Origin of the sequence: Chryseobacterium proteolyticum (assembly GCF_046591535.1) — a bacterium.
Classification (GTDB): Bacteria; Bacteroidota; Bacteroidia; order Flavobacteriales; family Weeksellaceae; genus Chryseobacterium; species Chryseobacterium proteolyticum.
In genome coordinates this window covers 961,620-978,259 of the sequence record NZ_JBJLWK010000001.1, presented here as the reverse complement: position 1 = coordinate 978,259, position 16,640 = coordinate 961,620, and the positions used below count along the sequence as shown (strand labels likewise).

The following is a 16,640-nucleotide window of genomic DNA, read 5'->3' as shown; positions in this document are numbered from 1 at the left end:
ATGAGATTCATTTAATTATTTTGTTTAACAATTTTGTCAAAAAAAAAATTTTGATCTACATTTGCACAAATTTGTTTAACAAAAATGTCAAATCAAGCAAAAAAAGACCAAACACAAGAATTGATCAAAGAAACTGCGAAGCACCTATTCTTTGTGAAAGGGAAGTTTGATGCTACTACGCAAGAGATTGCAGATGAAGCCGGAGTGAATAGAACGCTTATTAATTACTATTTCCGTTCCAGAGATAATCTGATGCAGATTGTATTTAATGAAGCGCAAAAAGTAGAACAAGAGAAATCTAAAATTATACAGAATTCCGATCTGCCTTTTAAAGAGAAAATAAGCCAGTTTATAGAAGGAAGTTTATCAACAAGCCTTCAGTATCCTTATCTGGAAACTTATATTGTTTCACAGATCAATAAAGGAAATTGTCATAAGAAGGATATAGAGGAAGATGACTTGAAAAAGATGTATGAAGACATTGAAACGGAAATGGAAGCAGGAAATATAGAGAGAATGAAACCTATCCAATTTATTCTGAATATGGTTTCTTTATTGGTATTTCCCAGCGCAATACGTCCTCTTTTGATGGAGAATCTAATGATCAGTGATAAAGAATTTGATAAGATCATATCAGAGAGAAAAGAGATCATACTGAATATTTTATTTAAAAATTAGTTAAAAGCTTAAAGTATTTTTAAATATGATCCGTCCTTTAGGAATAAAGTATTTGAAGAAGAACATCTATTAAAAAAATAAACGAAGTAATAAAATTATGAAAAGAAAACGTATAACTGCACAAAAGCTAAAAATAGGGATAGCTGCAGCATTTATGATTTTCGGTTACTCATCGGTACATGCTCAACAACAGGTTTCTTTAAAAGAAGCCATTCAGCAGGCCCTGAAAAATAAGGCAGAAGCTAAGAAAGCTGCTTTACAGGTAAAAAAAAGCTGAATATAAGATTGATGAAGCCAGAGCCGGTGCTTTACCGCAGATCAGTGCTAATATCAGCAATACCTTTAATCCTATTTTACAGAAGTCTGTTCTTCCTGGTGAGATTCTAGGAATGCCGGGACAGATGATTCCTGTGACGTTCGGAACAAAATGGCAGTCTGTAAACTCTGTAACGCTTAACCAGAATATTTTTGACCAGAGAGTATTCATCGGTTTAAAAGCGGCTAAATCTACCCGTGAGTTTTATATTCTTAATTCACAGCTAACCAATGAGCAAATCATTGAAAATGTAGCGACAGCTTATTATCAGGTTTTTGTTCAGGAAGAAAATCTTAAGACGATTGAAGCCAGTTATGCTAATACGGAAAGGGTAAGAAATGTGATCAAAAGCTTAGTTGATAATGGCCTTGCTAAAACTATCGACCTGGACCGTACCAATGTTCAGCTTAATAATATAGGATCGAACAGGCAACAGCTGATCAACGGAGTGGAAGTGGCTAAAAATTCATTGAAGTTTTATATGGGAGTTCCTATTGAAACACCGATAGAGCTTGAAGAAAAAACAATCGAACCGAATCCGCAGCTTTTAGCAACCAATGTGAGCCTGGAACAAAGATCTGAATTAAAAGTACTAAATAAACAAAGAGAGTTATTACAGTTTAGTAAAAAAGCAACAGAAGCTTATCTTTATCCTACGGTGGGATTAACAGCCAATTACGGATGGCAGGGATTAGGAAATAAATTTCCTTATTTCACAGGATCTTCTCAGGGAACCAACTGGAGTGATTTTGCTTCCATAGGTCTAGCCATTAAAGTTCCGATTTTTATGGGTGGCCAAACCAAGGCTCAGATTCAACAGGCTGAAATCGATATTCAGGATCTGGATCAGGATATTGAGAAAACTAAGCTTAGCCTAAACCTGGATTATAAAAATGCTATTTCCAATATGGAAAATGCGATCATCAATATCGAAAGCATGAAGAATAATGTAGGACTGGCAGAAAGGGTTCAAAGCAACACACAATCCAATTATCAGTATGGTTTAGCAACACTTACAGAAGTTCTGGATTCTGAAAATGCTCTTACTCAGGCAAAACAGAATTATGCGAATGCATTGCTGGATTATAAGCAGGCTGAGATAAAACTGATCAAAGCTAAAGGAGAATTAAATACATTAGAAAACCAATAATAAACTAAAATGAAAAAAAACTTTAATATATATCATCGTAGCGGCTGTACTTATTGGTTTAGCAGCTTATAAGATTGCGGGAAACAAAGAAAAACAGACACAGGAAGTAAAAGAAGTTGCCAAGCAGGTTGATAAGATCAACGTTAATGTGGTAACCGTAAAGAGAGAAAATATCGATACGGATTACTCAGCGAATGGAACGTTTCTTCCAAAGCAGGAAATGAATCAGTCTTCTGAAATTGCAGGACGTATTGTAAGTGTTCTAGTAAAAGAAGGTTCAAGAGTTTCTGCAGGTCAGACTTTAGCAACTATTAAAAGAGATGCTATTGAGGTAGATGTATCACAGGCTCAGAATAACTTACAAAACGCAATTATCGACAATCAGCGTTATGAAAATGCTTATAAAACAGGAGGAGTTACCAAGCAACAGCTTGATAATTCAAGATTACAGCTTAAAAATATGCAGGCTGCTGTAAAAGCTCAGGGTGTAAGAGTAAATGATACCAGCATCCGGGCAGGGATCAGTGGTACAATTAATAAAAAAATGGTGGAGCCTGGAACTGTAGTTTCAGTGGGAACTTCCATGTTTGAGATCGTTAATATCAATACCTTAAAACTTTCCGTTCTGGTGGATGAAAGCCAGGTTGGGAAAATCCAGTTAGGTCAGGTAGTTCCAATTAGCGTAAATGTTCTACCTGAAGATTCTTTCAGTGGAAGAATTACATTTATTGCTCCTAAAAGTGATGCTTCTTTAAATTTCCCGGTAGAAATTGAAGTTCCGAACAAAGGAAACCTGAAAGCCGGTATGTATGCAACTGCAGTATTCAAAACAAACAACGGGGCTGAAACTCAGAACATGCTTACTGTTCCTGCGGAAGCATTTGTAAACGGGGTGAGCTCTGGCCAGTTGTTTATCGTTCAAAATGGAACTGCCAAATTGATCAAAGTAACGATCGGGAAAGTGTACGGAGATAAAGTACAGATTCTTACAGGTCTTACTGAAGGTCAACAGGTAATTACCAGCGGACAGATCAACTTGGATAATGGGTCAAAAATCAATATTGTAAAGTAGTAGACTTATGAAGTTAGCAGAAATATCGATCAAAAGACCCTCGTTGGTAATTGTATTATTTAAAATTCTGACACTGGGGGGGTATCCTGAGTTATACACTCATGGGATACGAATTGATTCCGAAGTTTGAAACCAATATGGTAACAATTTCTACGACCTATCCGGGAGCTTCGCCTGCAGAGGTGGAAACTTCCGTAACCCGGAAAATTGAAGATGCCGTAGGTTCTTTGGAAAATGTAAAAAAAGTAGAGTCTTCTTCATATGAAAGTTTATCCGTGATCATGGTTCAGCTGAACGATGGTGCAGATGTGGATTATGCTTTAAATGATGCTCAGCGTAAAGTAAATGCAGTTCTTAAAGATCTTCCGGATGATGTAGATCCACCTTCACTGAATAAATTCTCATTGGATGATTTACCTATTATTACAATGAGTGTTTCTTCGAATAAATTGAATAACAAAGAACTTTATGACCTTTTAGATAAAAAAATAGAGCCTATTTTCTCCCGTGTAAACGGAGTAGCACAGGTTGATCTTGTAGGTGGACAGGAAAGAGAGATTCAGGTGAATCTTGATGAGAAAAAATTGCAGGGTTATGGACTTTCCATCGGAGATGTTCAGCAGGCTATCCTTTCATCCAACCTGGATTTCCCTACAGGAAGTTTGAAATCGAGAACGACAAAATCTACGATCAGATTATCCGGAAAATATAAATCGATCCAGGAAATGAACAACCTTGTTGTTTCCAATAAAGATGGAGCTCAGGTTCGTTTATCCGATATTGCTACCGTTTTCGACTCTCAGAAAGATGTTGAGAAAGTGGCGAGATTTAACCAGTTTCCGACGATCTTAATGCAGGTTAAGAAACAGTCTGATGCGAATGCGGTTGCTGTATCTGAGAGTGTTCAGAAAACCATAGCAAAAGTAGAAGAAGCGTATAAAGTTCAGGGGATAAAAGTGAAGGTAGTGAATGATACTACGGATTTTACTCTTGAATCTGCCAACCACGTTATTTTTGACTTGTTCCTGGCAATCGTACTTGTAGCTATTGTGATGTTATTATTCCTTCACAGTATCAGAAATGCCTTTATCGTAATGGTTTCTATTCCGGCTTCGTTAATTGCAGCCTTCATTGGAATGAACCTGATGGGGTATACACTGAACCTGATGAGTTTATTAGGACTATCCCTGGTGGTTGGTATCCTTGTGGATGATGCGATTGTGGTATTGGAAAACATTTACCGTCACATGGAGATGGGTAAAAGTAAGATCAGGGCTGCGTATGATGGAGCGTCTGAAATTGGATTTACCGTTGCTGCAATTACATTGGTAATCGTGGTAGTATTCCTTCCGATTGCAATGAGTTCAGGTCTTGTAGCAAACATCCTTGGACAATTTTGCGTCACGGTTGTTATTGCAACCTTATTATCATTGTTGGCATCATTTACTATTATCCCTTGGTTATCATCGAGATTTGGTAAGCTGGAGCACTTAACAGGTAAAAACTGGTTTGAAAAATTCATTCTTTGGTTTGAAGGACTGATTGATAAATTCACACACTGGATCACAGGAATTCTTGAGTGGTGTCTGAAGTCAACGTTAAGAAGGATATCAACGGTAGTGATCACCTTTATTATTCTGATCTCTTCGTTCATGCTGGTAGCATTTGGTTTCATTGGTGGTGAATTCTTCCCTCCAATCGACCGTGGTCAGTTCCTAGTTCAAATGGAATTATCAAAAGATGCGACGGTTGAAAAGACCAACCAGTTAACTTTAGATGTAGAGAAGTTTTTAAGAAATGATAAAGATGTTGTGGATCTGATTACCACTGTAGGTCAGCAGTCAACAGGTTTTGGTGGAGCTCAGGCAACGACTTATCAGTCTGAAGTTCAGGTAAACCTTACTGATAAATCTGAGCGTGCTGAAAGTACGAACATCAAAGCAGCTAAAGTAAAAAGAGCATTAGAAGAGAAATTTACAGGAGTTGAGTTTAAAACGGCTCCAATTGGTATCCTGGGTGCTGAAAATGCACCGATCGAAATGGTTGTAACAGCTCCTGATAATGCTACAGCAGTAAAAGAGGCAACAAGAATTCTGGAACTATTGAAAAAAGTTCCCGGGGCAGTAGATGCTGAACTATCAACAGATACCGGTAATCCTGAAGTTCAGGTAAATATAGACAGAGATAAAATGGCTTCTTTAGGCCTGAATCTTCAGAGTGTAGGACAAACAATGCAGACAGCATTCAACGGAAACACAGATGGGAAATACAGAGCCGGAGAATATGAATATGATATCAATATCCGTTTTGGTGATGCAAATAGACAATCTATTGATGACGTTAAGAACCTGATGTTCACAAATCCTAGGGGAGAAAAAGTTCGTTTGAGTCAGTTTGCAGAAGTGAAAATGGGTTCAGGACCAAGCTTACTTGAGCGTAGAGATAAATCTCCTTCCGTAAAAGTAAGAGCAAAGGCAGTGGGTAGACCTGTGGGAGATGTTGCGAATGAATGGGCAGACCAGTTCATGAAGAGCGATAAAAAACCTATCGGTGTGGATTATATCTGGAGTGGTGATATGGAGAACCAGCAGGAAGGTTTCGGTACTTTAGGTATTGCCTTATTGGCAGCTATCGTATTGGTTTACCTGGTAATGGTTTCCTTATATGATAGTTTTGTTTATCCGTTTGTGGTATTGTTCTCGATTCCGCTTGCGATGATCGGAGTTATGGTTATCCTTGCCTTAACAGCAAATTCACTGAACATCTTTACGATGTTAGGGATGATCATGTTGATTGGTCTTGTGGCGAAGAATGCGATCCTGATTGTTGACTTTACCAATGCTAGAAAAGCTGCAGGATCAAATACACACGATGCCTTGATTCAGGCTAACCATGCTCGTCTTCGTCCGATTCTTATGACAACCATCGCGATGATCTTCGGGATGTTGCCAATTGCATTGGCGAGTGGAGCAGGAGCTGAATTTAATAAAGGTCTGGCTTGGGTAGTTATCGGTGGTTTAACATCGTCTCTATTCCTTACCTTGATCATCGTACCAGTAGTATACTCTCTGTTTGATTCAATTCTACGAAGAATGGGTCAGCATGAGAAAACAGACTACGAGGCTGAAATGAAAGCTGATTACGAGCACAGAGAACTAAGTGATGACGGATTTACTCCTAAACATTTAGATTAAAATAACAACCTTAATTAACCGAAAAAGCGTATCATTTTTGATACGCTTTTTTGATTGTTCCCTGTGCTGCCAACAAAATTTTAAACTCTATTCTCCACAATAAAAAAGGCTTCCAGAATAAACTGAAAGCCTTCCCTTTTATTTTATACAAAAAATTAATCTGCCATGGCTTCACCTGACTTTCTGTAGATGAAGTTTCCGTAAATGTGTCTTCTTGCAAAACGGCTTGGTGAATCAGCATTTACCATTTTGATATAGGTGTTTCTTGGTACTCCCAGGTATTCATACATCATTCCGTTTAAATGCTGGATCTTCAGAACCTGTTTTTCAAAATAGAAATCGTGAATATTAGATTTTGTAGTTGTTTCTACATATTCCTCCTTATACTTTTCCTGTGTTTCAGGGTTAATGCTCACCAAAAAATGGTAAGCTTCAATCACAGATTTGCTTTTTTCTTCAGCTTCCAGTTTCCCGGCTTCATCGTTGATGAATTTATCAGGATGAGAATCTTTCATCGTATTTCTGTAAATGGTTTTTAACTCCTGTAATGTTACTGTTTTATCTACCCCAAGAAGCTTTCTATGTTCACCAACTCTTTTCATATCTATATATTTTATTGATTTTAAGGATTCTATGTAATTGTTATATCCATAAGTATGAATGAGTACAATGCTATTTTAGATTCCATAGTATAATCCTTTTTTTGGGGTGCAAAATTAGGTAATTAATTCCAGAAAATCATAACTTATTCATTATTAATTTATTTGAAGTTTATTTCGGTATTATAAAATACCAGAAAAGTCAATAATTTTTGAAAGTATTTTAGACATATTTATGCAACATTATTTAGGATTTGATTCTTTTATATATAAATTTCTGAGAAGTTTTTTTATTCCTCTGTAGGTATTATTATTTTGCTTTTACTTAATGAAGATATTTTCGAAATGATTTTTAAGAGAATTTTTGTCGGGATAACTTTCATTTCTTTTTGGTAAATATATTTTACTACCTTTTAGATTTGAGTAATAATTATCTTTAAAAACTTTGTGACTTACTTCAATAGTATAGTTTTCAGGGTTTATACTTATTAACCCTAAATCAAATAAAGTATGGATATCTGAACGCAATAAGAGACCATTTTGTATTTTATTAGTGTTAGAGCCTTTATAAGGATATATATGTGCAGCTTCTAACATTTCAATAATTTCGCATCCAGTTACTGCACATTTTTTTATTATATGTTTCAATAAGTTTATTTCTGAAATTTTTTTGTCCCCTTCTTAAATGAATATAAACAGCAATTTTTTTTTCTGTCATCTTTTATAGTTTTGAAATTAAAGTGCTCAATTTCTTTTTGATTAATAGATGACATTAAATAATCATTAGCCTGTAAATAGCTAGAATCTTCTATTAACGATAAATTATAAAGGCAAATACTTAGTGATCTACTTATATGGTCTTCTAACTCATAATTATTTTCTAGTTTATAATAAAACTCTTTAGGGTTTTCGAAAACATTGTTATATTTGGTATTTTGTCCGCCTCCGTCAACATCAATTTTAGGGGCTATTTTTCCTTTTTTTTCTAAGCTTTACATTTAATCCTTTTGGATTTGTTTTAGATTCTAAACATCCTACAACAGCTCCTTTACCTGCTTTATCAAAACATATTGCTACATAAATACCATTTGATACTTTTTGATTAGGGGGTAAAATACAGATATGTGTTACATGTGGGAAGTTAGCTGCTCCTTTGGAAACCTCTATGGAAAGATTGATACCATTAAAAATTTTATATTTACTTTCTAATTCTTTTTTAAGGTTTTTAAGAGAATTTTTAACATTCACTAAAATTGGGTCGTCAGTTTTAATGACTTTTCCCTTTACTATAGGATTTTTTTGGCGAAATTCACATATTTCATTAAAATGTTCAATCATTAATTTTTTAAGTCTAATCTAAACTTTTTAAAAATTTATTCCAAATTTTATTTATTACCTTTAAAATAAACAAAAAAAACAGAAGCTTACACTTCTGCCTTGCAACATAAAAAAAATAATAATCAGCTTCTAACTAAACTTTCTCAGTCGAATAAGCTGCAGCCACTTCTTTCGAAGCTGCTACCATAGCGATCAATGCTTTTTCTGTTTCCTCCCAATGACGGGTTTTCAATCCGCAATCCGGATTTACCCAAAGCTGTTCTGCCGGGATTACGGCTTGTGCTTTTTTCAGCAATGCAACCATTTCCTCTTTTGATGGAACTCTTGGAGAGTGAATGTCATACACTCCGGGGCCGATCTCGTTTGGATATTTAAAGTCTGCGAAAGCATTCAATAACTCCATTTGGCTTCTTGAGCATTCTATCGTGATAACATCGGCATCCATATCAGCGATATTGTGGATAATGTCATTAAACTCGGAATAACACATATGCGTGTGGATCTGTGTAGCATCCTCGACACCGCTTGCGGAGATTCTGAAAGCTTCTACAGCCCATTGAAGGTAATTTTGCCATTCTGCCTCACGCAAAGGAAGACCTTCTCTGATAGCTGGTTCATCGATCTGGATAATTCTGATTCCTGCTTTTTCAAGATCGTTTACTTCATCACGGATTGCCAAAGCAATCTGCTTACAGGTGGTAGAACGAGGCTGATCATCACGTACAAATGACCATTGAAGAATGGTTACAGGGCCGGTCAACATTCCTTTTACCCATTTTTGAGTTAATGACTGGGCATATTGCGACCAGTAAACCGTCATTGGCTGAGGCCTGTGAACGTCTCCATAAATAACCGGTGGTTTTACACAGCGGCTTCCGTAGCTTTGAACCCATCCGTTTTGAGTAAATGCAAATCCTGCGAGCTGTTCCCCAAAATACTCGACCATATCGTTGCGTTCAAATTCTCCATGTACCAATACATCAATTCCGATTTCCTCTTGCCATTGGATGGTTCTCTGTGTTTCTTCTTTAAGCAGCTGATCATATTTCTGGGCGGTAAGATCTCCTTTCTTGAATTGAGCTCTCCAGCTTCTTACTTCTTTGGTTTGAGGAAAGGACCCAATTGTTGTTGTTGGAAATAAAGGAAGCTCCAATGCGTTCTGCTGTGCTTCTTTTCTCACATTAAAAGGACTGTTTCTCTGTGCGTCACTTTCTGTAGTTACGGTAACACGGTTTTTCACATCCTGATTGTGAATTAGTGTTGAAACTTTTCGGTTTTCAATAGCTTTTTTATTTTCAGCTAATTCCTGTAAAGTATTGTAATCCGGGTTTTCTGAAGCTAATTTTTTTTAAGGTAACAATTTCATAAACTTTTTGCCTGGCGAAAGCCATCCATTGTTTGATCTCCGGAGATAGTATATTTTCATTTTTCTCCAGGTCAAGATCGAAAGGAGAATGAAGTAATGAACATGACGGTGCAATGAAAACTCTTTCAGAACCTAATGCTGCAATAGCTTTTTTGATGAAAACCAGAGACTGATTGAAATCGTTTTTCCAGATATTTCTTCCGTCTACGACTCCTAATGAGAGGATTAATGTTTCAGGAATTGCATTGATGACCTCATCCAATTGTTCCGGGGCTCTTACCAGATCAATGTGTAGTGCATCAACAGGTAGAGTAGTGGCCAATGAAAGGTTATCTTTTAACCCATCAAAATAGGTGGTCACAATAAATTTAAGGTTCGGAAACTGTTTGGCAATTTCAGCATAAATGTTCTGGTAAACTTCTTTTGCTTTCTGATCAAGGTCTAGTGCTAAAAACGGCTCATCCAGCTGAATCCATTCTGCTCCGTTGTTTTCAAGCTCTTTTAAGATCTCAACGTAAACCGGAAGCAGATTTTGTGCTAAATCCAATTTATCAAAACCTTCTTCTTTTTCTTTTCCTAATAATAAATAGGTTACCAATCCAAGGATAACAGGCTTTGTATGAATTCCTGCTTCCTTCGCTTCAATAAACTCATTAACGATTTTATGGGAGAATAATTTGAATTGCTGATCTTTTTGGAATTCTGGAACGATATAATGATAATTGGTATCAAACCATTTTGTCATTTCCATGGCTGTAATATCGTGCCCTTCTTTCTGATAACCTCTGGCCATAGCAAAGTAAAGATCTAGCTCATTTGGTGTAATATCCTGATAACGGGAAGGAATAGCTCCAACAGACAATGTCATGTCCAATACCTGATCATAAAAAGAAAAGTCATTGGATGGAATCAGATCAATTCCGGCTTCTTGTTGTAGTTCCCAGTTTTGCTTTCTGATCTTTTTTCCTGCCTCTAAAAGTTCCTGTAACGATGTTTTACCTGCCCAATATAGTTCGCAGGCTTTTTTAAGTTCTCTGTTGCTACCGATTCGCGGATAGCCAAGGATGTGTGTTTGCATTTTCTTTAAACTTTTAATTAAATTTTGGTTTTAAAAGTTCTTATAATGCTTCATAACGCAATCGGGAAATAGTTTTTAGCAATAGAGAAGATACAATATAGACGTAATTTTCCCAGTGAAGAGTAGATTGTTAGGTAACCTGAAATTAATTTTCATAAAAAACATTACGTTTAAACTCAAATAAATTCTGAGTTAAAACCCAATCCAATACGTTCAAAAGTATCATCTGTATGACCAAAAGCTTCAGACCGCGAAAGCATTGTCAATTCGGGACAGGCAGGTCTCCTGACTTGTAACAGTTTTTGTCATCCTTCCCGCTTGTGGCAGTGGATATTCAGGGACAAAAACCTCTGTTGTGTTACTTACAGTTGCGCGACAGCTCGTGATTTTCACACGATTCCCTATTAATCTACCTTAAGTAAAACCTTTTCCGTTTGATGAAGTATGTTAAAGAACAAAATAGGGTGTAAAGGTATTAATTTAAGATGTTTAATTGGCTTAAATGTAAAAATTAAGGATATTGTTTTGTTTGAATTGAATTTGTAAGTTATTTATTCTGTAAATTTGAAAATATAAATCGAAAAAAGAATATTATCCTGTGGAAAGACTAGACGATAAAGACCTTCAATTGTTAAGGATCCTTCAAAAAAATGCAAAATTGACCGTTAAAGAATTGGCAAAGGAAATTAATCTTTCTCCATCTCCTGTTTTTGAGCGTGTTAAAAGGTTGGAGCAGGAGGGTTATATCAAACATTATGCGGCTGTCCTGGAAGCTGAGAAACTGAATCGTGGTTTTACAGTTTTCTGTCAGGTTAAATTAAAGATCCACGACAGGTCTGTGGGAAATGATTTTGTACAGGAAATTACACTGATAGACGAAGTTGCGGAATGCTATAATATTTCGGGCGATTTTGATTTCCTTCTCAAAGTTCAGGTACGCGATATGAAACACTACCAGGATTTTGTATTTAATAAATTAGGTTCCGTCGACTCGATAGGAAGCACACACAGTACTTTTGTAATGGCAGAAGTGAAGAATAACCATGGAGTTACTATATAGAGTACATCTCTTATTAGATTTTTTTTTCCTCTGATCCTGCTTAATGATACAGAAGTGATACCAAGATAAGATGCAATATAATACTGAGGAACCCGGCGGAAAATCTCGGGGGATTGCTTTATAAGCTCATTATATCTTTCCTCTGCAGAATCTTTTATACGGGAAATAAAGAGCTTCTGATATTTAAGTAAGCGTTCCTGTAGATAGCTGTAATAAAGTTCCTTGCTGTCCGGATTATTTTCAATTATTTGTCTGAAATCCTCAATAGAAGTGCTGTATACAGTACAGGGTTCTATCGTTTCGATATTATAAATACTTGGAGAATTATAAAACAAACTTTCCCACGACGAAATAAAGTTTCCTTCAAACAAAAACTGAAATGTAATTTCCTTACCGTCATTATTAAGCCAACCTCTGGCAACTCCTTTTTTGAGATAGTAAAATTTACGCGCCATCTTACCTTCTTCCGTTAGCAAGGTTTTGTTGGGTAATTCTTCCTGTTCGAAATTACTAAGGATTTTAGCCAAGGCGTTTTTATCTGGGGACATGCTCAAGAAGATTTTAAATATAATTACTCACTTCAATCAGGTTCTGATCAGGATCCCGGAAGTAGACGGACCTTATTTTGCCTGTTGCTCCGGTTCTGATAACAATACCCTCGATGATTTCGATGTTTTTTTTCTTTAAGTTCTTTTAAAATATCATGTACATCTGTTGTGGCAATAAAGCACAGATCTGCAGAACCGGGAGTAGCATGTAGTGCCTTTGGCTCAAATTCATTGCCTTTCTGATGCAGGTTGATTTTTTGGTTTCCAAAAGCAAGCGCTTTCCGGTTATCTCCGAATGAGACCGCTTCAAATCCAAGGATGTCTGTATAAAAAGAGATGGTTTTTTCGATATCAGCTACCGTTAGAACGATATGATCAATGTTTTGAATTTCCATGGTTTTGTTTTTAATGTAAACACTGCATATTTTTTATGCTGTGTTTGAAATATTAATAAAGATAATCAATATTGATCAGACCCCTTCTCAATGGAACAAGGACTGTATCATTGGTATTCATTTCAAAAATGGGTTTTAAATTTTTTTTTCAGCCTGAATGTATTTACTTTATTCAAATCATTATTATCATGTATTGAGGTTTTACCATTCAACCAAAAGGTCTTATAATCTTGATGATTAACAACTTTATATTCTTTTGAATTTCTTCCTTTCTCAACTTTCATATTGATGTAAAGTAAAAGATCATTTATTGGACGATGTAATCCTGCGAAACAACTGAGTCCTAAAACAAAAATAGCAATGGGTAAGTTTGAAAGATCTTTTATTTTTGATTTAATTGTTAAGAAAAACATTAGGGACAAAAGAGCGAAAAATACAATCACTGTATATTTCCAGGAGCTTTCTTCAAAATTTTTGAGATCAGAAGATAAGTAGGTCTCTCTGATCATCGGTTGTAATACAAAATTATGTACAAAGAAAATGATTAGAAAAACACTAAAAAATACTATTTGGGATGTTGATGTTTTTTTTAACATTTATGTTGATTATAATCTATGGTGAATTTCTCATAATAATTTTCAAGAGCAATGTCATCTTGCCTTACTGGATTGTTGAATTTTACGTTTTAACAATATGTAAATCAAAGCTAAGATCAAAAAAATAAATGATTGAATAATAATGACTATTATTTCTGAATCCCTAGCAGCAAATCTAATCATAAAGCTAACAACTGAAATGGGATATGTTATCATCAAACCATAAATAGAATATTGACAGTAAAATATATCTGAAGGGTAGCATCCAAAAAGCGACACTAGTGCAATTATCTGATAAATTGAAAATAATAAGAAAATTACATTAAGCTGTTTGATGCTTGAAATTTTTAAAATCATCTGACACTGCTATAATTAAAGATCTTCTAATCTAGCCTCTGCTGCTGCAGGTAGGTCAAAGTTGAATTTTTAACAAACTCTTCCATAGAAGTTTCTTTACCTGCATTTTTATTAGTCAGTTCAAAAAGATATTGAATTAAATTGCCCAGTTTACTATCCTTGCAGGTCACTCTGAATCTTTTGGCCTTCAGGCTGGATTCGAGGAACGTTAGTTCTATGGTATTGCTTAATTTTACATTATTGACATCGAAACCGGCACGGGGATTTTTCTGAAGACGCAGAAATCTTTTCTGGGTTTTGTCGGTACTTTCCTCTATGAATTTTTCCATTTGATAATCGGTCAGGAGTTGCGGATAGATAAGTCCTTCCCGTAAAATTAAACTTGTTAGTTTATCCGATTTATCATAGAAAATGGTTTTATCATCAAATTGTATCTGATTATCTTTCACAACGATCTTTCCTTCAAATTTGTTATAAGTCTTCTTTTTATAATCATTTTTGAACTGCTCGGTAAGTGCTTTTTCCTTAATGCTTACACTTTCTTTTTTTTTGACCAAAGGCAGCTAATGATAACGATAATAAGATAATCAATGAAAATTTCCGTTTCATATTTTTAAATTTTAAGTGTACTTCTCACATCCTTTTCGGGAAATTCTAAGGCTAAGAAACCAAGAATGAAAAATACTTATTTTATTTTAAATTCAGTTTTTATGATATTAGTTTTTTAGCAGCAAAGATGATGCTACAAAATATTTTTTACACGAAGATATTGAAGGAGCATGATTGTTTTTGCATCTTTGATCTCCCCGTTATCGATCATTTGCAATGCTTCACCGAAAGATAACTCCAGCACTTCAATATCTTCACCTTCTTCTTCAAGGCCACCACCATCTGCTATTTTCATTTCTTTAGAATATTCCGCAATGAAAAAATGAAGAATTTCAGTTACTGACCCCGGAGACATATAAGATTCAAAAACTTTTTCTACCCGCGAAATCTGGTAGCCTGTTTCTTCTTCGGTTTCTCTTCTGATACAATCTTCAGGATTGTCATCATCCAGTAAACCTGCGCAGGCTTCTATAAGCATTCCTGTTGAATTTCCATTAATAAACGTAGGTAATCGGAATTGCTTTGTCAGAATAACCGTATTTGTATTTTTATTGTAAAGCAGGATCGTGGCACCGTTTCCTCTGTCGTAAGCTTCTCTGCTTTGGATTTCTACTGATCCGTCGTTTTTTATCTTTTCATAGGTAACCTTTTTCAGGGTGTACCAGTTATCTGATAAGATTTCAGTCTTTATGATTTTCACTTTATTGTTCTGCATAGGGAATATCTTCTATATGATAATAAATTTTCAGTCCTCTTTCTTGAGCAATTCTTACATCCTCATCAGCTCCTTTGGATGCTCCTTCTATCCGTAATACAGCATCACATTTTTCCAGAATTCTGTGGGCAATCGGATATTGTATTTCCTGCCAAGCTTCATCACCTATCTTTGTTGAACCGGCAAGGTGTATCAGTGGTAATGCCACCCATTCACCTATCATCGGGATATGACCTTTCCTGAAAATAGGCAATGCTGCTGATTCTAGTTTATTCAGATTTTGTTTGATGAGTTTTGGATCATCGTGGGTACCACTTCGGTAAGGTCCGGCAATTAATATTAGCATTATCTTTTATTTTTAAGTAAAATAAAGAAAGAAACCATGTAAAAAAAAATAAGATAGTTTAAGAGTATTCATTTTTTATTTTTATTGGTTTTTATGGTACTTAGAAATTCGGGCGTGATCCCAAGATAAGAAGCGATTTGCTTTTGGGTAATACGTTCTGCCGCCACAGGATATTTCCGGATAAAGGCATTATAACGTTCTTCTGAAGACAGGGAGAGATTTTCAATGATCCTTAGCTGTTCCCTGGTATAAGCATTCTGCATCATAATTCTGAAGAATCTTTCAAATTTCGGAACCGTATAGTACAATTTGTCCAGATCTCCTTTTTTCAATTGAAAAATAAAACTATCCTCGAGTGCTTCAATATTCAGCATAGCGGGTTTTTCATTAACGAAACAATACATATCAGTGATCCACCAATCAGGAAGGGCAAACATAATTGTGGATTCTTTACCTGTCGCATCCAAATAAAAAGCACGCAGTAGGCCCGAATGAACAAAGCTGATTTCTTTACAGGCTTCCTGCTGTTTCAGGATACATTCTTTTTTTCTGACTTTCCTTTCGCGTAACAAAGAATTGAAGTAATTGGCTTCATCATCGCTGAGCGATATATGTCGGGATATATTCCTTAAGATTAAGCTGTTATTCATGGTTATCAGATGACCTTTAATTTCTCTGTAATGTACGGGCTAAATTAATATTTATTTTCCAACAAATCCTGTAAAATGCCTTTAAATTGAGAGATTTTGATCGATATAGATCATATCTTACTATTTTCCATGGAGATGTTTTTTCAGATATTTAGACGTTTGGGACTGGGAAGCGGATAAAAGATGTTCTACAGTCCCTTCGAACATAATTTTACCACCCAACTTTCCGGCTCCGGGACCAATGTCAATAATCCAGTCTGCCTGAGCAATAATATCCAGATTATGTTCAATGACGATAAGGGTGTTATCTTTATTCACAAGCTCCTCAAAAAATAAAAGCAACTTTTCATTGTCGATAGGATGAAGTCCGGTGCTGGGTTCATCCAGAACTATAACCCTGGCAGTATGGTTTAATTCTTTGGTTAATTTTAGACGCTGCCTTTCACCGCCGGAAAAACTGTCGAGTCGCTGGCCTAAAGTAAGGTAATCTAAACCAAGTTTGATCAGCAGTGTAAGCTCATGTCCGAATCCTTGTTTGGGAAAAAAACTTAGCGCTTCTAAAACGGTCATATC

The 16,640-nt window shown here is 35.7% G+C and carries 16 protein-coding genes, 2 pseudogenes and 1 riboswitch; of the genes and pseudogenes, 6 read left to right on the top strand and 12 right to left on the bottom strand.

Features of this window, described 5'->3' with window-relative positions:
• Positions 1–84: 84 nt before the first annotated feature.
• From ACJ5H0_RS04545 to ACJ5H0_RS04525, 5 genes and pseudogenes are all read left to right on the top strand, one after another.
• Complete coding sequence (locus tag ACJ5H0_RS04545; protein ID WP_345987994.1) at positions 85–678, top strand: TetR/AcrR family transcriptional regulator; 594 nt, start codon at positions 85–87, stop codon at positions 676–678.
• A 97-nt stretch (positions 679–775) separates the two neighbouring features.
• Entirely contained in the window at positions 776–955 is a 180-nt protein-coding gene (locus ACJ5H0_RS04540; protein WP_411247615.1) for a hypothetical protein, read from the top strand.
• A gap of 7 nt (positions 956–962) precedes the next feature.
• Complete coding sequence (locus tag ACJ5H0_RS04535) at positions 963–2,144, top strand: TolC family protein (RefSeq protein WP_411248063.1); 1,182 nt, start codon at positions 963–965, stop codon at positions 2,142–2,144.
• Positions 2,145–2,292: 148 nt separating this feature from the next.
• Entirely contained in the window at positions 2,293–3,216 is a 924-nt protein-coding gene (locus ACJ5H0_RS04530; protein WP_411247612.1) for an efflux RND transporter periplasmic adaptor subunit, read from the top strand.
• 7 nt (positions 3,217–3,223) lie between these two features.
• Positions 3,224–6,410, top strand: a pseudogene (locus ACJ5H0_RS04525) (efflux RND transporter permease subunit).
• Between the two features lie 155 nt (positions 6,411–6,565).
• Here the strand turns inward: ACJ5H0_RS04525 and ACJ5H0_RS04520 are convergent.
• The 4 genes and pseudogenes from ACJ5H0_RS04520 to metE form a co-directional block, all read right to left on the bottom strand.
• Positions 6,566–7,012, bottom strand: coding sequence for a KTSC domain-containing protein (locus ACJ5H0_RS04520; RefSeq protein ID WP_172278613.1), 447 nt, complete (start codon positions 7,010–7,012; stop codon positions 6,566–6,568).
• Positions 7,013–7,330: 318 nt separating this feature from the next.
• On the bottom strand, positions 7,331–7,657 hold the full coding sequence (locus tag ACJ5H0_RS04515; RefSeq protein ID WP_411247609.1) for an HNH endonuclease: 327 nt from the start codon (positions 7,655–7,657) through the stop codon (positions 7,331–7,333).
• 312 nt (positions 7,658–7,969) lie between these two features.
• The gene (locus ACJ5H0_RS04510; protein ID WP_411247607.1) at positions 7,970–8,347 is read right to left on the bottom strand and encodes a hypothetical protein; all 378 of its coding nucleotides are present in this window, start codon (positions 8,345–8,347) and stop codon (positions 7,970–7,972) included.
• Positions 8,348–8,480: 133 nt separating this feature from the next.
• A pseudogene (gene metE, locus ACJ5H0_RS04505) lies at positions 8,481–10,791 on the bottom strand (5-methyltetrahydropteroyltriglutamate--homocysteine S-methyltransferase).
• 258 nt (positions 10,792–11,049) lie between these two features.
• Positions 11,050–11,235: riboswitch (cobalamin riboswitch) on the bottom strand.
• Between the two features lie 154 nt (positions 11,236–11,389).
• On the opposite strand from metE, the gene ACJ5H0_RS04500 reads away from it, so the two are divergent.
• Positions 11,390–11,851, top strand: a complete 462-nt coding sequence (locus ACJ5H0_RS04500) for an Lrp/AsnC family transcriptional regulator (RefSeq protein WP_345988000.1) — start codon at positions 11,390–11,392, stop codon at positions 11,849–11,851.
• Here the strand turns inward: ACJ5H0_RS04500 and ACJ5H0_RS04495 are convergent.
• The 8 genes from ACJ5H0_RS04495 to ACJ5H0_RS04460 form a co-directional block, all read right to left on the bottom strand.
• Positions 11,743–12,399 carry a Crp/Fnr family transcriptional regulator gene (locus ACJ5H0_RS04495; protein ID WP_411247602.1) on the bottom strand — a complete coding sequence of 219 codons (657 nt, stop codon included), beginning with the start codon at positions 12,397–12,399 and terminating at the stop codon, positions 11,743–11,745. The two genes, ACJ5H0_RS04500 and ACJ5H0_RS04495, sit on opposite strands and share 109 nt — an antisense overlap.
• A 47-nt stretch (positions 12,400–12,446) precedes the next feature.
• Positions 12,447–12,794, bottom strand: coding sequence for a VOC family protein (locus ACJ5H0_RS04490; RefSeq protein ID WP_411247599.1), 348 nt, complete (start codon positions 12,792–12,794; stop codon positions 12,447–12,449).
• Positions 12,795–12,916: 122 nt separating this feature from the next.
• A complete protein-coding gene (locus ACJ5H0_RS04485; protein WP_411247598.1) occupies positions 12,917–13,390 on the bottom strand; it encodes a hypothetical protein in 474 nt (157 codons plus the stop codon).
• A gap of 383 nt (positions 13,391–13,773) precedes the next feature.
• A complete protein-coding gene (locus ACJ5H0_RS04480; protein WP_411247594.1) occupies positions 13,774–14,304 on the bottom strand; it encodes a hypothetical protein in 531 nt (176 codons plus the stop codon).
• A 185-nt stretch (positions 14,305–14,489) separates the two neighbouring features.
• Positions 14,490–15,071: a GDP-mannose pyrophosphatase NudK gene (gene nudK, locus ACJ5H0_RS04475; RefSeq protein ID WP_273648223.1), complete on the bottom strand. Its 582-nt coding sequence runs from the start codon at positions 15,069–15,071 to the stop codon at positions 14,490–14,492.
• On the bottom strand, positions 15,058–15,417 hold the full coding sequence (locus tag ACJ5H0_RS04470) for a DUF4406 domain-containing protein (RefSeq protein ID WP_273648222.1): 360 nt from the start codon (positions 15,415–15,417) through the stop codon (positions 15,058–15,060). The genes nudK and ACJ5H0_RS04470 overlap by 14 nt, the downstream gene beginning before the upstream one ends.
• 68 nt (positions 15,418–15,485) lie before the next feature.
• On the bottom strand, positions 15,486–16,067 hold the full coding sequence (locus ACJ5H0_RS04465; RefSeq protein WP_411247588.1) for a Crp/Fnr family transcriptional regulator: 582 nt from the start codon (positions 16,065–16,067) through the stop codon (positions 15,486–15,488).
• Between the two features lie 120 nt (positions 16,068–16,187).
• On the bottom strand, positions 16,188–16,637 hold the full coding sequence (locus ACJ5H0_RS04460; protein ID WP_411247585.1) for an ATP-binding cassette domain-containing protein: 450 nt from the start codon (positions 16,635–16,637) through the stop codon (positions 16,188–16,190).
• Positions 16,638–16,640 lie beyond the last annotated feature (3 nt).

Excerpts from the sequence above, each read along its gene's own strand:
- ACJ5H0_RS04545 (WP_345987994.1), top strand. The coding sequence starts at position 85 with ATGTCAAATCAAGCAAAAAAAGACCAAACACAAGAATTGATCAAAGAA.
- ACJ5H0_RS04540 (WP_411247615.1), top strand. The coding sequence starts at position 776 with ATGAAAAGAAAACGTATAACTGCACAAAAGCTAAAAATAGGGATAGCT.
- ACJ5H0_RS04520 (WP_172278613.1), bottom strand. The coding sequence starts at position 7,012 with ATGAAAAGAGTTGGTGAACATAGAAAGCTTCTTGGGGTAGATAAAACA.
- ACJ5H0_RS04510 (WP_411247607.1), bottom strand. The coding sequence starts at position 8,347 with ATGATTGAACATTTTAATGAAATATGTGAATTTCGCCAAAAAAATCCT.
- ACJ5H0_RS04495 (WP_411247602.1), bottom strand. The coding sequence starts at position 12,399 with ATGTCCCCAGATAAAAACGCCTTGGCTAAAATCCTTAGTAATTTCGAA.
- ACJ5H0_RS04490 (WP_411247599.1), bottom strand. The coding sequence starts at position 12,794 with ATGGAAATTCAAAACATTGATCATATCGTTCTAACGGTAGCTGATATC.
- ACJ5H0_RS04485 (WP_411247598.1), bottom strand. The coding sequence starts at position 13,390 with ATGTTAAAAAAAACATCAACATCCCAAATAGTATTTTTTAGTGTTTTT.
- nudK (WP_273648223.1), bottom strand. The coding sequence starts at position 15,071 with ATGCAGAACAATAAAGTGAAAATCATAAAGACTGAAATCTTATCAGAT.
- ACJ5H0_RS04470 (WP_273648222.1), bottom strand. The coding sequence starts at position 15,417 with ATGCTAATATTAATTGCCGGACCTTACCGAAGTGGTACCCACGATGAT.
- ACJ5H0_RS04465 (WP_411247588.1), bottom strand. The coding sequence starts at position 16,067 with ATGAATAACAGCTTAATCTTAAGGAATATATCCCGACATATATCGCTC.
- ACJ5H0_RS04460 (WP_411247585.1), bottom strand. The coding sequence starts at position 16,637 with ATGACCGTTTTAGAAGCGCTAAGTTTTTTTCCCAAACAAGGATTCGGA.